Origin of the sequence: Couchioplanes azureus, assembly GCF_014648355.1 — a bacterium.
GTDB lineage: Bacteria > Actinomycetota > Actinomycetes > Mycobacteriales > Micromonosporaceae > Actinoplanes > Actinoplanes azureus.
The window spans coordinates 104,989-119,930 of sequence record NZ_BMQY01000002.1 but is presented as its reverse complement, the minus strand read 5'-3'; the positions used below and the strand labels follow the sequence as shown (position 1 = coordinate 119,930).

15 protein-coding genes are annotated in these 14,942 nt (G+C 73.6%); 6 read left to right on the top strand and 9 right to left on the bottom strand.

The genetic code is table 11. The features are described from left to right. Positions 1-21 precede the first annotated feature (21 nt). The 3 genes from IEY99_RS07775 to IEY99_RS07765 are packed head-to-tail and all read right to left on the bottom strand — an operon-like array spanning position 22 to position 1,342. Positions 22-195, bottom strand: a complete 174-nt coding sequence (locus IEY99_RS07775) for a hypothetical protein (RefSeq protein ID WP_189200914.1) — start codon at positions 193-195, stop codon at positions 22-24. Further along, positions 192-686 (bottom strand): hypothetical protein, encoded by a 495-nt coding sequence (locus tag IEY99_RS07770; protein ID WP_189200912.1) that lies wholly within the window; start codon positions 684-686, stop codon positions 192-194. Before IEY99_RS07770 ends, IEY99_RS07775 begins: the two co-directional genes overlap by 4 nt. Before the next feature lie 41 nt (positions 687-727). After that, the gene (locus tag IEY99_RS07765; RefSeq protein ID WP_189200910.1) at positions 728-1,342 is read right to left on the bottom strand and encodes a TetR/AcrR family transcriptional regulator; all 615 of its coding nucleotides are present in this window, start codon (positions 1,340-1,342) and stop codon (positions 728-730) included. 65 nt (positions 1,343-1,407) lie between these two features. On the opposite strand from IEY99_RS07765, the gene IEY99_RS07760 reads away from it, so the two are divergent. Both IEY99_RS07760 and IEY99_RS07755 read left to right on the top strand, forming a co-directional pair. Beyond that, on the top strand, positions 1,408-3,042 hold the full coding sequence (locus tag IEY99_RS07760) for an FAD-binding oxidoreductase (RefSeq protein ID WP_189200908.1): 1,635 nt from the start codon (positions 1,408-1,410) through the stop codon (positions 3,040-3,042). After that, complete coding sequence (locus IEY99_RS07755; protein ID WP_189200906.1) at positions 3,039-3,572, top strand: gamma carbonic anhydrase family protein; 534 nt, start codon at positions 3,039-3,041, stop codon at positions 3,570-3,572. Before IEY99_RS07760 ends, IEY99_RS07755 begins: the two co-directional genes overlap by 4 nt. On the opposite strand, the gene IEY99_RS07750 is transcribed toward IEY99_RS07755, so the two are convergent. Next, a complete protein-coding gene (locus tag IEY99_RS07750) occupies positions 3,562-4,515 on the bottom strand; it encodes a hypothetical protein (RefSeq protein WP_189200904.1) in 954 nt (317 codons plus the stop codon). The two genes, IEY99_RS07755 and IEY99_RS07750, sit on opposite strands and share 11 nt — an antisense overlap. Positions 4,516-4,879: 364 nt before the next feature. Here IEY99_RS07750 and IEY99_RS07745 point away from each other — a divergent pair, with 364 nt between their 5' ends. Beyond that, positions 4,880-6,310 carry a hypothetical protein gene (locus IEY99_RS07745; RefSeq protein WP_189200902.1) on the top strand — a complete coding sequence of 477 codons (1,431 nt, stop codon included), beginning with the start codon at positions 4,880-4,882 and terminating at the stop codon, positions 6,308-6,310. A 97-nt stretch (positions 6,311-6,407) separates the two neighbouring features. Here IEY99_RS07745 and IEY99_RS07740 read toward each other — a convergent pair whose 3' ends face one another. From IEY99_RS07740 to IEY99_RS07730, 3 genes are all read right to left on the bottom strand, one after another. Next, on the bottom strand, positions 6,408-6,695 hold the full coding sequence (locus IEY99_RS07740) for a hypothetical protein (RefSeq protein WP_189200900.1): 288 nt from the start codon (positions 6,693-6,695) through the stop codon (positions 6,408-6,410). Next, positions 6,692-7,570 (bottom strand): hypothetical protein, encoded by an 879-nt coding sequence (locus tag IEY99_RS07735; protein ID WP_189200898.1) that lies wholly within the window; start codon positions 7,568-7,570, stop codon positions 6,692-6,694. The genes IEY99_RS07740 and IEY99_RS07735 overlap by 4 nt, the downstream gene beginning before the upstream one ends. Before the next feature lie 723 nt (positions 7,571-8,293). Next, positions 8,294-9,361: an alkene reductase gene (locus IEY99_RS07730; protein WP_189200896.1), complete on the bottom strand. Its 1,068-nt coding sequence runs from the start codon at positions 9,359-9,361 to the stop codon at positions 8,294-8,296. Between the two features lie 179 nt (positions 9,362-9,540). On the opposite strand from IEY99_RS07730, the gene IEY99_RS07725 reads away from it, so the two are divergent. After that, positions 9,541-10,044 carry a MarR family winged helix-turn-helix transcriptional regulator gene (locus tag IEY99_RS07725; protein ID WP_229798303.1) on the top strand — a complete coding sequence of 168 codons (504 nt, stop codon included), beginning with the start codon at positions 9,541-9,543 and terminating at the stop codon, positions 10,042-10,044. Between the two features lie 179 nt (positions 10,045-10,223). Here IEY99_RS07725 and IEY99_RS07720 read toward each other — a convergent pair whose 3' ends face one another. Both IEY99_RS07720 and IEY99_RS07715 read right to left on the bottom strand, forming a co-directional pair. Continuing rightward, the gene (locus IEY99_RS07720; RefSeq protein WP_189200894.1) at positions 10,224-10,919 is read right to left on the bottom strand and encodes a response regulator; all 696 of its coding nucleotides are present in this window, start codon (positions 10,917-10,919) and stop codon (positions 10,224-10,226) included. Next, positions 10,916-11,704, bottom strand: a complete 789-nt coding sequence (locus IEY99_RS07715; RefSeq protein ID WP_373293323.1) for a sensor histidine kinase — start codon at positions 11,702-11,704, stop codon at positions 10,916-10,918. Before IEY99_RS07715 ends, IEY99_RS07720 begins: the two co-directional genes overlap by 4 nt. A 153-nt stretch (positions 11,705-11,857) precedes the next feature. Between IEY99_RS07715 and IEY99_RS07710 the strand changes: the two genes are divergently transcribed. Together IEY99_RS07710 and IEY99_RS07705 are read left to right on the top strand one after the other, a co-directional pair. Beyond that, positions 11,858-12,565, top strand: a complete 708-nt coding sequence (locus tag IEY99_RS07710; RefSeq protein ID WP_189200890.1) for an ABC transporter ATP-binding protein — start codon at positions 11,858-11,860, stop codon at positions 12,563-12,565. Then, positions 12,562-14,898 carry an ABC transporter permease gene (locus IEY99_RS07705; RefSeq protein ID WP_189200888.1) on the top strand — a complete coding sequence of 779 codons (2,337 nt, stop codon included), beginning with the start codon at positions 12,562-12,564 and terminating at the stop codon, positions 14,896-14,898. The genes IEY99_RS07710 and IEY99_RS07705 overlap by 4 nt, the downstream gene beginning before the upstream one ends. Positions 14,899-14,942: the final 44 nt, after the last annotated feature.

Sequence of the window (14,942 nt, the reverse complement as noted above, 5' to 3'; positions counted from 1 at the left end):
CCCCGGGGGCCGCCGCCCTGATCAGTTGAGGCGCACGCCCTGGTTGTCGGTGGTGCCGGGGCCGTGTCCGCCGAGCCCGGCGTTGTGCTTGTCGGCGACCTTGCCGACCAGCGCGCCGGCGGCCATGACGGTGACCTTGCGGCCGAGGGGCGAGGCCCAGATGGCCTTCGCGACGGGGACGATAGCCTGGATCATGACTCCTCCAGAGTCTCTAGGTGCCGTTGCCCACCACGATCCGGCAGATCCAGGAGTGTCCGAGCCGATTCCGGACACTTTTCCGAGGCGCGCTCAGGGCACTGCCGAGGACCTGAGCCGGCGGCGAACGCCTCCGGCTCGAACAGGGAGTAGCCCCAGCGCGTGGCCCGGGTGACGCCCAGCAGGCGCAGGTAGCGGCCGTGACCGGCCAGGCCGGTGAAATCGTCCACGCCGACGTCACCGTCCGGGTGGTCGCCGCCGGGTGGCCGGGCGCCCGGCCACCCGGCGGCGATCATCGGCCGGAACGCGCCGTACGTGGCCGCCGCCTTCCGTGTCCCAGGTCTGCCGGGTGGCGGCGTCCACTCGCGCAGGGTCGGGATCATCGCGGCCTCCGCCGGCACGCCGGCGGAGGCGGCGGGGGACTGCGTGGCGACGACGCCGGCCAGCGCCGCCACGAGCAGGGCCGGCAGGGCGGCGGCGCGACGACGCATGGTGCTCCCCTCACCGCGGCATACATCGATAATTATCACTATCACCTGGGATGGAGGACCGCGGAGAGGCGCGCGAACCTGGAGATCATGTCCTCCGCGCTCTGCTCGGGGTGGTGCCGCCACCAGGCGACGGCGGCGCTCACGGTCCCGTACCAGAGGTGGGTGGCGAGGTCGGCGTCCAGCGCCTCCCCGGCGCGGGCGGCACCGAGGACCTCGGCCACGCCGGCCGCGCCCAGCCGGTTCAGCTCGCGCCGGTACACGGTGGCGGCGTCGTGCAGCTCGCCCTCGGCCGGCAGCGTCGAGTCGTAGACGAGTGCCCAGTCGTGCACCCGTGACTCGAGCGCCCGGAAGATCGCCTCCAGCGTGCGCGCGGCCCGCGTGATGTCGGACGGACCCTCCTGGGCGGACCGTACGGCGGCCACGAGGCGGGAGCCCGCGCGGATCACGCAGGCGAGGTAGAGGCCGTCCCGGGACTTGAAGTACTCGTAGATCAGGGGCTTGGTGATCCCGGCCCGCGCCGCGACCTCCGCGGTCGACCCGCGCGCATAGCCCTTGCGGGCGAACTCCTCCGCCGCCGCGTCCAGGATCAGCTGTTCGCGTTCCTTGCGGGGCATCCCCTTGGTGCCGACCGTGCGCGCGAGGTTCTGCTTGCCCATGGATCCACCCTATGTCAAAGTGACCGCGGGGTAACTTACCTAGCGTTCAGATAGGTGGTGCGGCGGTGGGCGGCAAGACGCGCTCGTGGTGGGGATGGGGACACGTCGAGGACGCGGTGGCCGGCGCCGAGCGGGCGGAGCTCACCCGGCGCACCGCGACGCTGCTCCCGGACGCGGACCTCACGGTGCACGAGGCGCCGCCGGTCGAGTCGTTCGGCGTGCGCGCCGCCCGGGTCCGGGCGCCGCGAGCCCTGGAGCCGATCACCTCGCAGGACGTCCGCGACCGGCTCGCGCACAGCCACGGGCAGGCGTTCCGCGACGTGGTGCGGGCGCTGCTGGGCACGCTGCCGTACGTTCCCGACCTCGTCGTGCGCCCCACCTCGGAGGAGCAGGTCGTCCAGGTGCTCGACTGGTGCACCGGCGCGAACGTCGCGGTCGTCCCCTTCGGCGGGGGCTCCTCGGTGGTGGGAGGCGTCGAGCCGCGGGTCGGCGACGAGTACGCCGGCGTGGTCAGCCTGGACCTCGGCTCGATGAACCGGGTCCTGGAGGTCGACCCGGCCAGCCGGGCCGCGCTGGTGCAGGCCGGCGTGCTCGGCCCGCACCTGGAGGAGCAGCTGCGGCCCCGGGGGCTCACGCTGCGCTTCTTCCCGCAGTCCTTCGAGTTCTCCAGCCTGGGCGGCTGGCTGGCCACCCGGGCCGGCGGCCACTTCGCCACCCGGCTCACCCACATCGACGACCTCACCGAGTCGCTGCGGGTCGTCACCCCGGCCGGCGTGGTCGAGACCCGCAGGCTCCCCGGTTCGGGTGCCGGCCCGTCTCCCGACCGGATGTTCCTCGGCTCCGAGGGCTCGCTCGGTGTGATCACCCAGGCCTGGGTGCGGCTCCAGGAGCGGCCCCGCTGGCGGGCCGGCGCCTCGGTGAACTTCGCCGACTACGACGACGGCGTGCGGGCGGTGCGGGCGCTCTCCCAGTCCGGGCTGCACCCGGCGAACTGCCGGCTCCTGGACCCCATGGAGGCACTGATCAACGCGGGCTCGGCGACCGCCGTGCTGGTGCTCGGGTTCGAGTCCGCCGACCATCCCGTCACCGCGGGGATGAAGCGGGCGCTGGAGCTGTGCCGCGACCACGGCGGCGTGCTGAGCGAGCCGGCCCGGTACACCGACGCCGCCGGCGGCGACGCGCGCACCGCCACCGCCGACGCCTGGCGTTCGGCGTTCGTACGGATGCCGTACCAGCGGGACGCGCTCGCCGCGCAGGGCATGATCGTGGAGACCTTCGAGACCGCGTGTACGTGGGACCGGTTCGACGCCCTGCGCGCGGCCGTCCAGGCCGCGGCCGCGGACGCCCTCCGGCAGGTCGGTGCCCTCGGCGTCGTGACCTGCCGGTTCACCCACGTCTATCCCGACGGCCCGGCGCCGTACTTCGGGATCTACGCCGCGGGGCAGTGGGGCCGGACCGTGGAGCAGTGGGACGAGATCAAGATCGCGGTCTCCGACGCCCTGATCTCCGGCGGCGCCACCATCACCCACCACCACGCGGTGGGCCGCGACCACCGGCCCTGGTACGACCGGCAGCGCCCCGACCTGTTCGCTTCCGCTCTCCAGGCCGGCAAGGCCGCCCTCGACCCGGCCGGCATCCTCAACCCCGGCGTGCTCATCGACCCGGTACGCCCGGGCCCGGCAAGGACAGGACGGCAATGAGAATCGCGTACGACGGCCACACCCCCTGGGTCGCCCCCACCGCGTGGACGGCGCCCACGGCCACCCTCGTCGGCCGCGTCCGGATCGGCGAGCACAGCAGCCTGTGGTACGGCGCCGTGGTCCGGGCCGACGGCGAGCGCATCACCATCGGCGAGCGCTCCAACGTCCAGGACGGCTGTGTCCTGCACGCCGATCCCGGCTTCCCGCTGGCGGTGGGAAGCCGGGTGTCCGTGGGACACAACGCGACCCTGCACGGGTGCACCATCGGCGACGACGTGCTGATCGGCATGGGCGCCACCGTCCTCAACGGCGCCCGGATCGGCGACGGCGTCCTCGTCGCCGCGGGCGCGCTCGTGGGCCAGGGCGCCGAGATACCCGGCGGCGTGCTGGTCGCCGGCGTGCCGGGCAAGGTCCGCCGCGAGCTCACGCCCGCCGAGGTGGCGCAGATCAGCGCCAACGCCGCGACCTACGTGGACCTGGCCGGCGCGCACCGGCGGCACATCGCCGGGTCGCCGCGGCTCAGCCCCTGACGACGGCCTTCGTGCCGGAGGCCTTGACCGTGTACGCGACGGTCTTGCGCGTCCACGGGTTCGTCGCGTACACCCGCACGCCGCGGCTGACGTCCGCGAGCTTGATCATTCTCGTTCCGGCGCGGGTGTTGGTCACGGTCGCCCAGTAGCGGACGGCCGCGCGCAGGGCCGCCACCTTCAGCGTGCGCCCGCCCGCCGTCCGGACCGCCTCCGCCGCGCCGTCGGACGCGACCTTCTTCACGGCGGCCGGCATGGTCAGGTAGGTCACCGCCTGGGACAGCGCCTTCTCGCCGATCGTCACGGACGCCGCCGGCAGCGTCGCCTGCTGGGCGCCGTACGTGTACGTCAGCGTCGCCGACAGACCGGTGGAGGTGACCTGGACGTCGGTCAGCGCCCCCGCCGGGTCGACCTGCATGGTGAAGGTGTTGCCGTCGTCGTCGGTGTACGTGTAGTCGGTGGACCCGTCGTCCTGCACGGTCTTCGTACCCGCATGGGCCGGGTCGTCGGTCAGCACCTTGGCGGGCGTCGGGCCGGTCGCGTCCACGTAGTCGTCCAGATTCAGCGTGGGCTGCGACCGGAACATGTACCGGACCGCCGGGCGGCCCATCATCCGCACCGCGGCCCGCATGTTCTTGGAGTAGGCGATGTACGTGTACGTCCCCCTGCCGGCGGCGGCGTACGCGGCGACCGGGCCCGTGCCGAAGTCCGACTGGTCCATCACGACACCGTGTCCGGCGTCCACGACGTACAGGCTGGAGTAGGTCATCGAGCCGCGCACGGCGGACATGGTGGCCTTCCAGCCGCCCTGGGAAGCGGCCGTCGACGTGGTGGACACCGCCTCGAGCGCCGCGACCATCTCGGTGGCGGACAGCGCGGTGGTGCCGGCGGCGTACGCGGCCTGCGGGACCGCCACGAAGCCGGCGGTCAGCGCGATGGTCGTCATCAGGAGAGCGGACCGGGACGGACGGAACATGCATCACTCCGGGGGGAAGGGTGGGGTCGCGGTGACCAAGCAGAACGGGTGGACGGTGCGTGGCGGGTGCGCGCCGGTTGCGGAACGGGTGCCGGCGGCACGCGCACCGGACGGCCGACGAACGTTCCCACCGGCCACGGCGAGATCGGGCCGGGTCGGAACTCCCGGGGGAGCTGTGTGGCGACGGCCCGGTGGCCGAGCCGGTGCGGCCGGCCGGCCGTTCGGCGGACCGGCCCGGCCGCGGGCGGTCGGGGCCCCGCCGGATCGGGGCAGCGCGGAAGGCGACCGGACTGCAAGGATGAGCCCGCCAAGAAAAGGGATTCACCTTCGAGGAGTGGCTGTGCCCGACGGCGACGACGTCATCCTTCCCGCGGCGGGGCCGGCCGCCCCGGCGTTCGTGCCGTCACCGCGCCCGCCGGATGCCGCGGAGATGTTCCCGGGGGCGCCGCTGGGTGTCCCCGCGCCTCCGGCCGCGCCGCCGGAACCACCACCGGGGCCGCGCGGCCGCCGCGGGCTCCTGTGGGCCGGCGGTGTGCTCGCCCTCGTCGCCGCGCTCGCCGTCGCCGGCGGGGTCGTCCACGTCGCGCAGCGCGAGGCGCCCGGTACGCCGGCCGGGGCCGCCGCCGAGCCGTCCGGCCCCCAGACCGCGAAGGAGTGGGTGGACGCCATCCTGCTGTACCAGGCGCAGGCTCTCCTGACCGGCGACGAGAAGGCCTGGCTGGAGCCGGTCGACCCGGGCCGGCCCGGGCTGCGCACCCGCTACCGCACCATGTTCCGGTCGCTGCGGTCGCTCGGCGTGCGGCACTTCGAGCACCTCACCACCGACGTGTACGACGAGGACGAGGACACGTTCAAGGCCGACGTGCGGATCAGGTACTGCCTCACCGGCGACCTCTGCGACTCCGCGCCGGTCCTGCCGGAGGCCCTCCAGGAGCTCAGCCTCGCGTGGCACGACGACCTGCCGCTGGTCACGTCGGTCGCGTCGACGAAGAGCGACGACGACCTCCTGCCCGCGCCCTGGGAGGAGACCGAGCTCATCGCCGCCCAGGGCAAGCGGCTCACGCTGGTGGCCGCGCCCGGCGAGCGCAAGTACCTCGAGCGGCTGCTGCCCGTCGCGGAACGCGCCGCCGCGGTCGTCGACCGCTTCGCCGGGATGGTCGGGAACCTGCAGCGGCACTACCGGATCTACCTGGCCGGTCCCCGGCAGTGGAAGACCTGGTACGGCGGCGCCCAGGGCACGGCATGGGTCGGCTACACGCAGACGATCACCCCGACGATGACCGACGTGGTGCTGAACATGGCCGAGCTGAAGGACGACCCGGAGCTCCTCGCGCTGACGATCCAGCACGAGCTCGCCCACGTGGCGACCGTCGGCGGCGTCGACCTGAGCGCCTCCGGGTGGAGCGGGATGTGGCTCGAGGAGGGCATCGCCGAGTACATCGGCTGGTATCCGAAGCCGGCCACCGCCAGCTGGAGCCGCCAGTCCGTGCGCGACGCGGTGCACGGCAGCGGGCGCCCGGAGTCCGTCGCGCTCTCCGCGCTTCCCGACGACGCCGGCGGGGAGGAGACCGACGCCTTCTACGGCCTGGGTCACTTCGCCGCGAGCTGCTTCGCCGCGAAGTACGGCGAGCGGGCCCTCATGACCTTCGTCCGGCTGTATCTGCGCGAGGACAAGGACCTCGACCGGGCGTCCGGGGAGGCCTTCGGCAAGCCCTTCGCCGCCGTCGACAAGGCCTGTCTCACCTGGATCCGCCGCAAGGCCTAGGGCCGCGGCGGCGACCGGTCCGCACGCCCGCGTCGAGGGCATCGGCCCGGGCCGGGCCGATGCCCTCGACGGTGGTGGTACGAGGAGCGCGGGAGACCTATCCTCCGGGCTGCAGGCGCGGCGGCGTGCAGTTGCGAAGGACGTACTGGCGTCCTGGGGCGCCGTGGCTCGCCGGCTTCCCGGAGGCCGGGGGCAGCGGGGCGATCTCGGTGTGGTCGAGGTCGCCGGCGATCTCGACGGTCCTCCCGGCCAGCGCAGCCCAGCCGGACTTGCCGTCGATGTAGACCGGCGTGCCACCGCCGAGCACGAGCACCGCCCCGGCGGCCGCGTCGCCCGCGATGCCGCGCAAGGTCACGTGCCGGCCCACGAGATGGTCGATCGTCACGGGTGGTTCCGTGCGAACGTCACGGAGAAGACCTGGCGGTCGAAGTCCAGCAACGGCCGGGAATAGTGCCTCAGCGTGCTCTGGTAGACCTTCATCCCCGGTTCGGCGTGGTTTGCGTGCCACCAGTTCCCGGTGCCTTCGTCCAGCCAGCCGTAGTCGAAATTGACATATCCCGGCTTGGCCACGTAACGATATCCCGTCATGTCGACCTGGTCCGTTTCCGGGTCCGGAAGGAATGCGCGTGCGGCCTGTTCGTCCGTCCATGTCGGATCCTGCTTGGAATAGAAACGCTTCGAGAAGATGACCGCGGTCCACTGGGACGTCGGGCCGCCGGGCAGCGAGCGGGTGACGTTGTCGATCCGGCTCAGCAGCGGGTGCTGCTCGACGGCCCGGACGAACTGGCTGCTCGTCGGGTTGGTGGCCAGGATGTCGTTGATCGCGTCCTGCACGTTGCGGGCGGTGTCGAACGTGCCGAACGACATGCCCAGCGGCGGGTTGATGTTCCCGCGTTCCAGGTTGACCGTGGTGACGCCGATGCAGCCCCTGGCCAGGGCCTGCTTCTCGGTCTCGGTCATCGGCCGGCCGTACTTGTTCTCGAAGAGCTCGATGAACGCCGGCACGGACCAGGTCTTGGTGCTGACCCCCGGAGGCAGGGCCGGAGCCAGGGGTGCCAGCTCGATGGCGGTGGCCGCGTTGGCGTTCGCGAGCGACCTCTCCGCGGGCGGCACCTCGGCGATCGCCGGCTGACTCGCGCTCGCCGCCGGAGCGGGCGTCCGCGGATCGTGGTCGGTGGCGAGCGCCGGAGCCGACACAGAGGTGGCGAAACTCATTCCGGTTACAAAGATGACAAACAATCTACCGAGGCTCTTTGCCATCGATACCTCCCTATCTACGCGGAAGGAACTTACACCATTCGATCGGCCATTGCGACGCGGGAGTCCGTCCTCATGGGATCGGCGGTGGAATACGCTTATCCATTTGCTTGGACAAATGGCGTGGGTCCGCGTGGACAAGGGTGCGGGTGTGGGTGCCGAGCCCGGTGCGGAACTGACCGCCGTGCACCTGGCGATGCTGCGCGAGGAAGCACGGTCGTGCCGGGCGCGGGCGTGTGGGAGCAGACCGACGGCGCCGCCCGGCGCGTCGACGCTGACGGCACGATCGCCCGGATCGCGGTGGCGCTCGGCGGGGGCCGGCGGCTGCACCTGTTCACCCCGGTGCCGGGCGGTGGAGTGGCGGAACACGTCGCCTCGGTGGCGGCCACGCGGATCGACCGGAACGGCGCTGTCGCCGCGGCCACCGGTGCCGACGCCCGCGGCATCGGCGCGATCGCGGCGGCACGCGCCGGTGACGAGCTCTTCCTGAGGGGGCCCGGTGTGAGCGTCGAGACGTGTCGGGCCGCCGGTCCGGGAGCCGGCTGGACGCCGGACCGGCGGACACCACCCGGGCGAACGTGCCGGACGTCTTCGCCGCCGGCCCGCCGGGCGGCTCGTTGCACGGGGCTACGGTGCCCGGGGTGTCCTACCGCACCCGATCGCGAAACCGCGCACGCCCGGCCGTTCGGGCCGGGCGTGCGCGGTTCGCGGGGATGGGCCGGCCGCTCAGGCGAGAGCCGGGTAGTCGGTGTAGCCGTGGTGGTCGCCGCCGAAGAAGCTGGCCGGGTCGGGGGTGTTGAACGGACCGCCGGCGGCGAGGCGCGCGGGAAGGTCGGGGTTGGCCAGGAACAGCGCGCCGAAGGCGATGACGTCCGCGGTGCCGTCCTCGATCAGCTCCAGCGCCTCGGGGCCGGTCGGCGCGGGGTGGGTGAGGGGGTTGAGGATGAACGTGGTGGGCCATTCCTTGCGCAGCCGGCGGGTCAGGTCGCGGTCGGGTCCCTCGACCAGGTGCAGGTAGGCCAGGCCCAGCGGAGCCAGCCGGTCGACCAGCGTGCCGTAGGTGGCGTCCGTGTCCTCCTCGACGATGTCGTTGTAGGAGTTGCTCGGCGAGATGCGCAAGCCCACCCGCTCGGCGCCGATGGCGTCGGCGACGGCGGCCGCGACCTCGGCGCCGAACCGGGTGCGACCCTCCACGGTGCCGCCCCAGGCATCGGTGCGCCGGTTGGCGTTGGCCGACAGGAACTGGTGGACCAGGTAGCCGTTGGCACCGTGGATCTCGACGCCGTCGAACCCGGCGGCGACGGCGTTGCGGGCGGCGGTCGCGAAGTCGCGGATCGTCTCCCTGATCTCCTGCTCGGTCAGTTCCCTCGGTGCGATGAACTGCTGCGGCCCCTGCTTCGTGAAGATCTGGCCGGCGGGGGCGACCGCGGACGGCCCGACGGGGGTCAGGTCGCCCGGCAGCACGCTCGGGTGGCCGATGCGCCCGGCGTGCATCAGCTGGGCGAAGATCACTCCGCCCGCGGCGTGGACGGCGTCGGTCACCGTGCGCCAGGCGGCGACCTGCTCGGCCGAGTGCAGACCGGGGGTGTCGGGGTAGCCCTGCCCCACAACCGACGGCTGGATGCCCTCGGTGATGATCAGACCCGCCGAGGCGCGCTGCGCATAGTACGTGGCCATGAGGTCCGTCGGCGTCTCGCCGGGACCGTAGGCACGGCTGCGCGTCATGGGTGCCATCGCGATGCGGTTGGCCAGGCGCTTGCCGCCCAGCTCGTGCGAGTCGAATGCTGAGGTCATGATCAGTCCCTGTCCCGAGGATTTACCTGTCCGAACAAGTAAAGCACCGCCGGATGGCGCGGGGAACGCTCCCGTAACTCACGTCACTTGCGGCAACAAGCTGGGAATAAGTGCGTACGGTAAACTGAGGGCCGCAAAATCACTGCTCGCACAATGTTTCGGCCCGCCGAGGAGGTCACGTGCCCGCCGAAGGACCGACCTGCCCGGAGCCGAGCCTCGCGGAGGGCGTGCCGGTCCCGGCCTGCGCCCGGAACGGGCCGGTCAGTCACGCGATCTTCCGGGTCGCCCGGCTGCACCGGATGCACGTCGGCCAGCTGCTGCGCCGGGTGGGCCTGCACCCCGGGCAGGAGCTGGTCATGATGCATCTCTGGGAGCGCGGCCCCCAGCGCCAGGCCGACCTCGTGCGGCTGCTCGACTCGGACGCCGCCACCATGACCCGCACCATCCAGCGCCTGGAGCACGCGGGCTTCGTCCGCCGCTGCCCGTGCGCCACCGACAAGCGCGCCACCTTCATCGAGCCCACCGCCGCGAGCCTCGCCCTGCGCCGCGAGGTGGAGAGCATCTGGACCGAGCTGGAGGACAGGACCCTCGGCGACCTGAGCGCCCCCGAACGCGCCGAAGCCCTCCGCCTCCTGGAGTGCATCGAGGACAACCTCGCGGGTGCCGCCACTCAGGACGGCTGAGATCGGGAGGACCGCTCGGACCCGCTGCGGGCCGGCTCCGACGGCCGGAGCTGACCGCGCTCACCGCGAGAGCCCGTGGATGCCCCGGATCCCGACCGTATCGAGGCCCACCCGGAGGGGCTGGCCGCGGATGCCGCCAACCGCGGCCGGCGGGCTCGACACGACCTACTGACCGCCGGTCACTCGTCCCGGTCGCCCGGGACGACGAGTCCCGTCTCGTAGGCGACGACGACGGCCTGGGCGCGGTCCCGGAGGGCGAGCTTGGCGAAGATCCGGGCGACGTGGGTCTTGACGGTGGCCTCCGTGAGGGTCAGTGCCCGGGCCAGCTCGGCGTTGGACAGGCCGCGGCCCATCAGCGTGAGAACCTCGAGCTCGCGCGGTGTCAACGAGGCGAGGTCACGGTGCACGGCCGGCGGCTCGCCGGACGCAGCACGCCGATGGTCGGCGGCGAACCGTTCGACGAGCCGCCGGGTGATCGACGGGGCCAGGAGGGCGTCGCCGGTGCCGACCAGGCGTACCGCGGCGGCGAGGTGGGCCGCGGTCACGTCCTTGAGCAGGAAGCCGCTGGCGCCCAGGGCCAGGGCGGCGTAGACGTAGCGGTCCAGGTCGAAGGTCGTGAGCATGATGACCCGGCAGGCCGGCTGTTCCCTCAGGATGTGCCCGGCGGCCTGCAGGCCGTCCATGGTGGGCATGCGGATGTCCATCAGCACGACGTCGGGCCGCAGCCGGCGGGCCGCGGTGACCGCCTCGGCGCCGTCGGCGGCCTCGCCGGCCACCTCGATGCCCCGGGCGGTCAGGATCATGCGGAACCCGGTGCGGACCAGGGACTGGTCGTCCGCGATGAGGACGCGAGGCGCCGGCTCGGGAGTGGTCACGCCGTCCGCTCCAGAGGGATGCGGGCGCGGACCCGGTAGCCGCCGCCCAGGCGTCGCCGGGCGTCCAGGTCACCGCCGTAGACGGCGACCCGTTCCCGGAGTCCCAACAGACCCCGGCCCGGCCGGTCGGCGGCCGGTGCGGACGCCGGCCCGGCTCCGGTGTTGAGTACCTCGACCCGCAGGTAGCGGTCGCCGTACCGGATGGCCACCTCGGCCTTGACCCCGTCTCCGTAGCGCAGCGCGTTCGTCAGGGCCTCCTGCACGATCCGGTACGCGGTGAGGTCGACCCCCGCGGGAAGGGGCCGGGGCTCTCCCGAGATCCGTACCTCGACGGGGAGCCCGGCGAACGCGATCCGGTCGACGAGCGGGCCCAGCCGGCTCAGCCCCGGCTGCGGCGACAGCTCGGCATCGCCGTCGCCGCTCGGCGACGGGGCCAGCAGCCCGAGCAGGTGGCGTAGTTCGGTCAGCGTGTTGCGGCCCGCCTCCTCGACGGCCGCCAGCGCCGTCGCGGCGTCGTCCGGGCTGGTGGCCAGGACTTCCCGCGCGGCGCCGGCCTGGACCACCATCACGCTGACGTTGTGACTGACGATGTCGTGCAGTTCCCCGGCGATGCGGGCCCGTTCGGTGTGGACGGCGGCCTGGGCGGCGGCCTCCCGTTCCCGTTCCAGCAGCCAGGTGCGTTCCTCGATGGCCGCGCGGTGCAACCGCCGGGTACGCCGCAGCGCGACGGCGAGCCCGGCCGCGGCCGCGACGGCCGCCACCAGCAGCGCCGCCGACCAGAACACCCCGTACCGCCACACGCCGACCACCTTCGCACCCCGTGACAAGATCCGCATCATCCCCCGGTACCGGCGGCATACATCCGCGGGATGACCCCGGTGCCCGGCTACCACCTCGGGCCGATGCCCGGCACCGGGCGACGTCCTACGGTTCTCGCCATGATCGACGACAACGGGGAGGCGCGGACCGTCGTGCAGATCGACGGCGTGCGCAGACAGTACGGCGAGACGACGGCCCTGAACGGGGTGTCGCTGCGGATCGGCGCCGGTGAGGCGGTGGCGGTCATGGGGCCGTCGGGGTGTGGCAAGTCCACACTGCTCAACATGGTGGCCGGGCTGGACCGCCCGACGTCCGGTTCGGTGGTCGTGCACGGTCAGGACCTGGGCTCGCTGGACGAGACCGGCCTGGCGCTGTTCCGCCGCCGCCGGATCGGCATGATCTTCCAGTTCTTCAACCTCATCGACGACCTGCCGGCCCTGGACAACGTCGCGCTGGCCGCCCAGCTGGCCGGGGTGCCGGCCGGTCAGGCCCGCCGGCGGGCCCGCGAGCTGCTCGGCGAGCTGGGCATCGCCGACCGGGGCGACGCCTATCCGGCGGTGCTCAGCGGCGGCGAACGGCAGCGGGTCGCGGTGGCGCGGGCCCTGATGAACCGGCCCGCGGTCCTGCTGGCGGACGAGCCGACCGGGGCGCTGGACAGCGAGTCGGGCGAGCAGGTGATGGACCTGTTGATCGACCTCAACGAGATGGGGCAGACGTTGCTGCTGGTCACCCACGACCACCGGCTGGCGACCCGGTGCGCCGGCCGGCTGGTGGAGGTCGCCGACGGCCGGGTGGTCCGCGACGGCACGCTGGAGCGTACGCCGTGAGCGCGGTGTGGCGGGTCGCGCGCGCGGCGGTCCGGCGCCGCCGGCTGCAGACCCTGGTCGTCGGCCTCGTCTCGGTCCTGTCCACCGCCACCGTGACGGTCGCGCTGGCCCTGCTGACCGCCGCGTCGGGCCCGTTCGACGCCGCGTTCGACCGGCAGCACGGGGCACATCTGGTCGCGGCGTTCGACGCCGGCAAGGTTTCCGCCGGGCAGCTCGGCGCGCGGCCGGCCGGGGTGGCGGCCGTCGCGGGTCCCTTCGCGCAGGCGGTCCTGGACGTCCCGGCGACCGCCGACTCGACGCTCGGGCCCGTGTCGCTGACGGTGGCCGGGCGCGCCGATCCGGGCGGCCCGGTCGACCGGGTCGAGGTGTGGACCGGCCGGTGGGCGACCGGGCCGGGGGAGATCGTGCTGAACGCGCCTCCCGACCGGCGGGCCGCGACGCCCCCGGGCGCCGGTGAGCAGCTGCACGTTCCCGGCGGCCCCACGCTCACCGTGGTCGGACGCGCGTACAGCGTGAGCCACAGCGCCGACGCCTGGGTCGCTCCGGCGCAGATCTCGGCGCTTCGTCCCACGGCCCTGCAGGTGCTGTACCGGTTCTCCCACGCCGACCGGCAGGCCGACCTCGATGCCGGGCTGGCGGCGGTGCGCTCGGGCCTGCCGCCGGACGCGGTTCTCGGCACCCGGTCGTACCTCACGATCAAGCAGGCCCTGGCCGCCGGGCCCGGCGCTTATCTGCCCTTCCTCGTCGTGTTCGGCGTCCTCGGGCTGACGGTGGCGGTGCTCATCGTCGGCAACGTGGTCAGCGGCGCGGTGGTGACCGGGCTGCGGCACATCGGCGTGCTCAAGGCGCTCGGCTTCACCCCGCGCGCGGTGGTCGCGATCCACCTGGTCATGGTGCTGGTGCCGGCGACGGCCGGGGCCGTGCTGGGCACCGTGGCGGGGGCGGTGTCGGCCCAGCCGCTGACCCGCTCCGCGTTCCAGGCGGCCGGCTACACCGCCGGCCTGGGCGCCGACCTGGCGGTGATCCTCACGGCCCTGGTCGTGGTGCCCGCGGTGGTGACGGTCGCCGCGCTGGTGCCGGCGCTGCGGGCGTACCGGCTGCCGGCGGCCCGGGCGATCAGCGCGGGCAGCGCCCCGCGCACCGGTCGCGGGCTGTGCGTCCAGCGCCGGCTGAGCGCAAGCCGGCTGCCCCGCCCGGTCGGCCTCGGGCTCGGCCTGCCGTTCGCGCGCCCGGGCCGGACCGGCCTGACCCTGGCGGCGATCCTGCTCGGCGTGACGACCGTGACGTTCGCGACCGGCCTGGTCGGCACGGTCACCCGGTACGCCGCCGCGGCGGACACCAACAACGCGGCACCGGTGGCGGTCCGCTCCGGCATCGCCGCGCTGGGCGAGGTGGCGACGCCGTTGTCCGGCGCGCGGCTCGAGGCGCTGCTCCGGTCGCTGCCGGGAACCGCGCAGGTCACGGCCAGCACGAACATTCCGGTGACGGTGGCCGGCCGCAGCGGCTCGCTCACCGGCACCTTCCTGCGCGGCGATCACGCCACGACGGGCCTGCCGAAGCAGGTGATCGACGGCCGCTGGCCGGCGGCACCGGACGAGATCGCCGTACCGTCCGCGGTCCTGCACCGGCACGCCCTGCACGTCGGCGACCGGCTCGCGCTGCAGCGCGGCGACCGGCGGGTGACCGTCCGCATCGCCGGCGAGACCCTGTCCGGCGGGGTGGGCGCCAACGACTTCTTCGCGACCTGGCCCACCCTCGAGGCCCTGGCGCCGGGCTACGAGCCGGTCACGAGCGAGATGTTCTACGAGATCGCGCCGGCGCCGGGCACCGACGTCACGAGGTACGTCGAGGCCGTGCGGGCGGCCGCACCCGGCCTGACCGCCTGGGACAACCGCGCGACGAACGACTTCACCACCGCCATGGTGGCCCTGAGCGCGACGCTGTCGGTGCTGCTCGGCGTCGTCGCGGCGCTCGGGGTCCTGCACACCGTGCTGCTCAACGTCCATGAGCGACGCCGTGACCTCGGCATGCTCAAGGCGATCGGGATGACGCCGAGGCAGGTGGTCGCGATGACGGTGACGTCGATGGCCGCGCTCGGCCTGCTCGGCGGGCTGCTCGGCGTGCCGGCCGGGATCCTGGCCCACCGGCTGATCACGCCGCTCGCCGCCCGGGCGGCACAGATCAGCACCCCGGCCTTCCTGCTGGACGTCTGGCGTCCCGCGACGATCGGCGGGCTGGCGCTGTCCGGGATCGCGATCGCGATCGCCGGTGCGCTGATTCCCGCCCGGTCGGCCGCGCGGCTTCCGGTGGCCCAGGCGCTGCACACCGAGTGAGGAGCGAGTCGCCACGCCGCGGGTCCGGCCCGCGGCATGGCGCC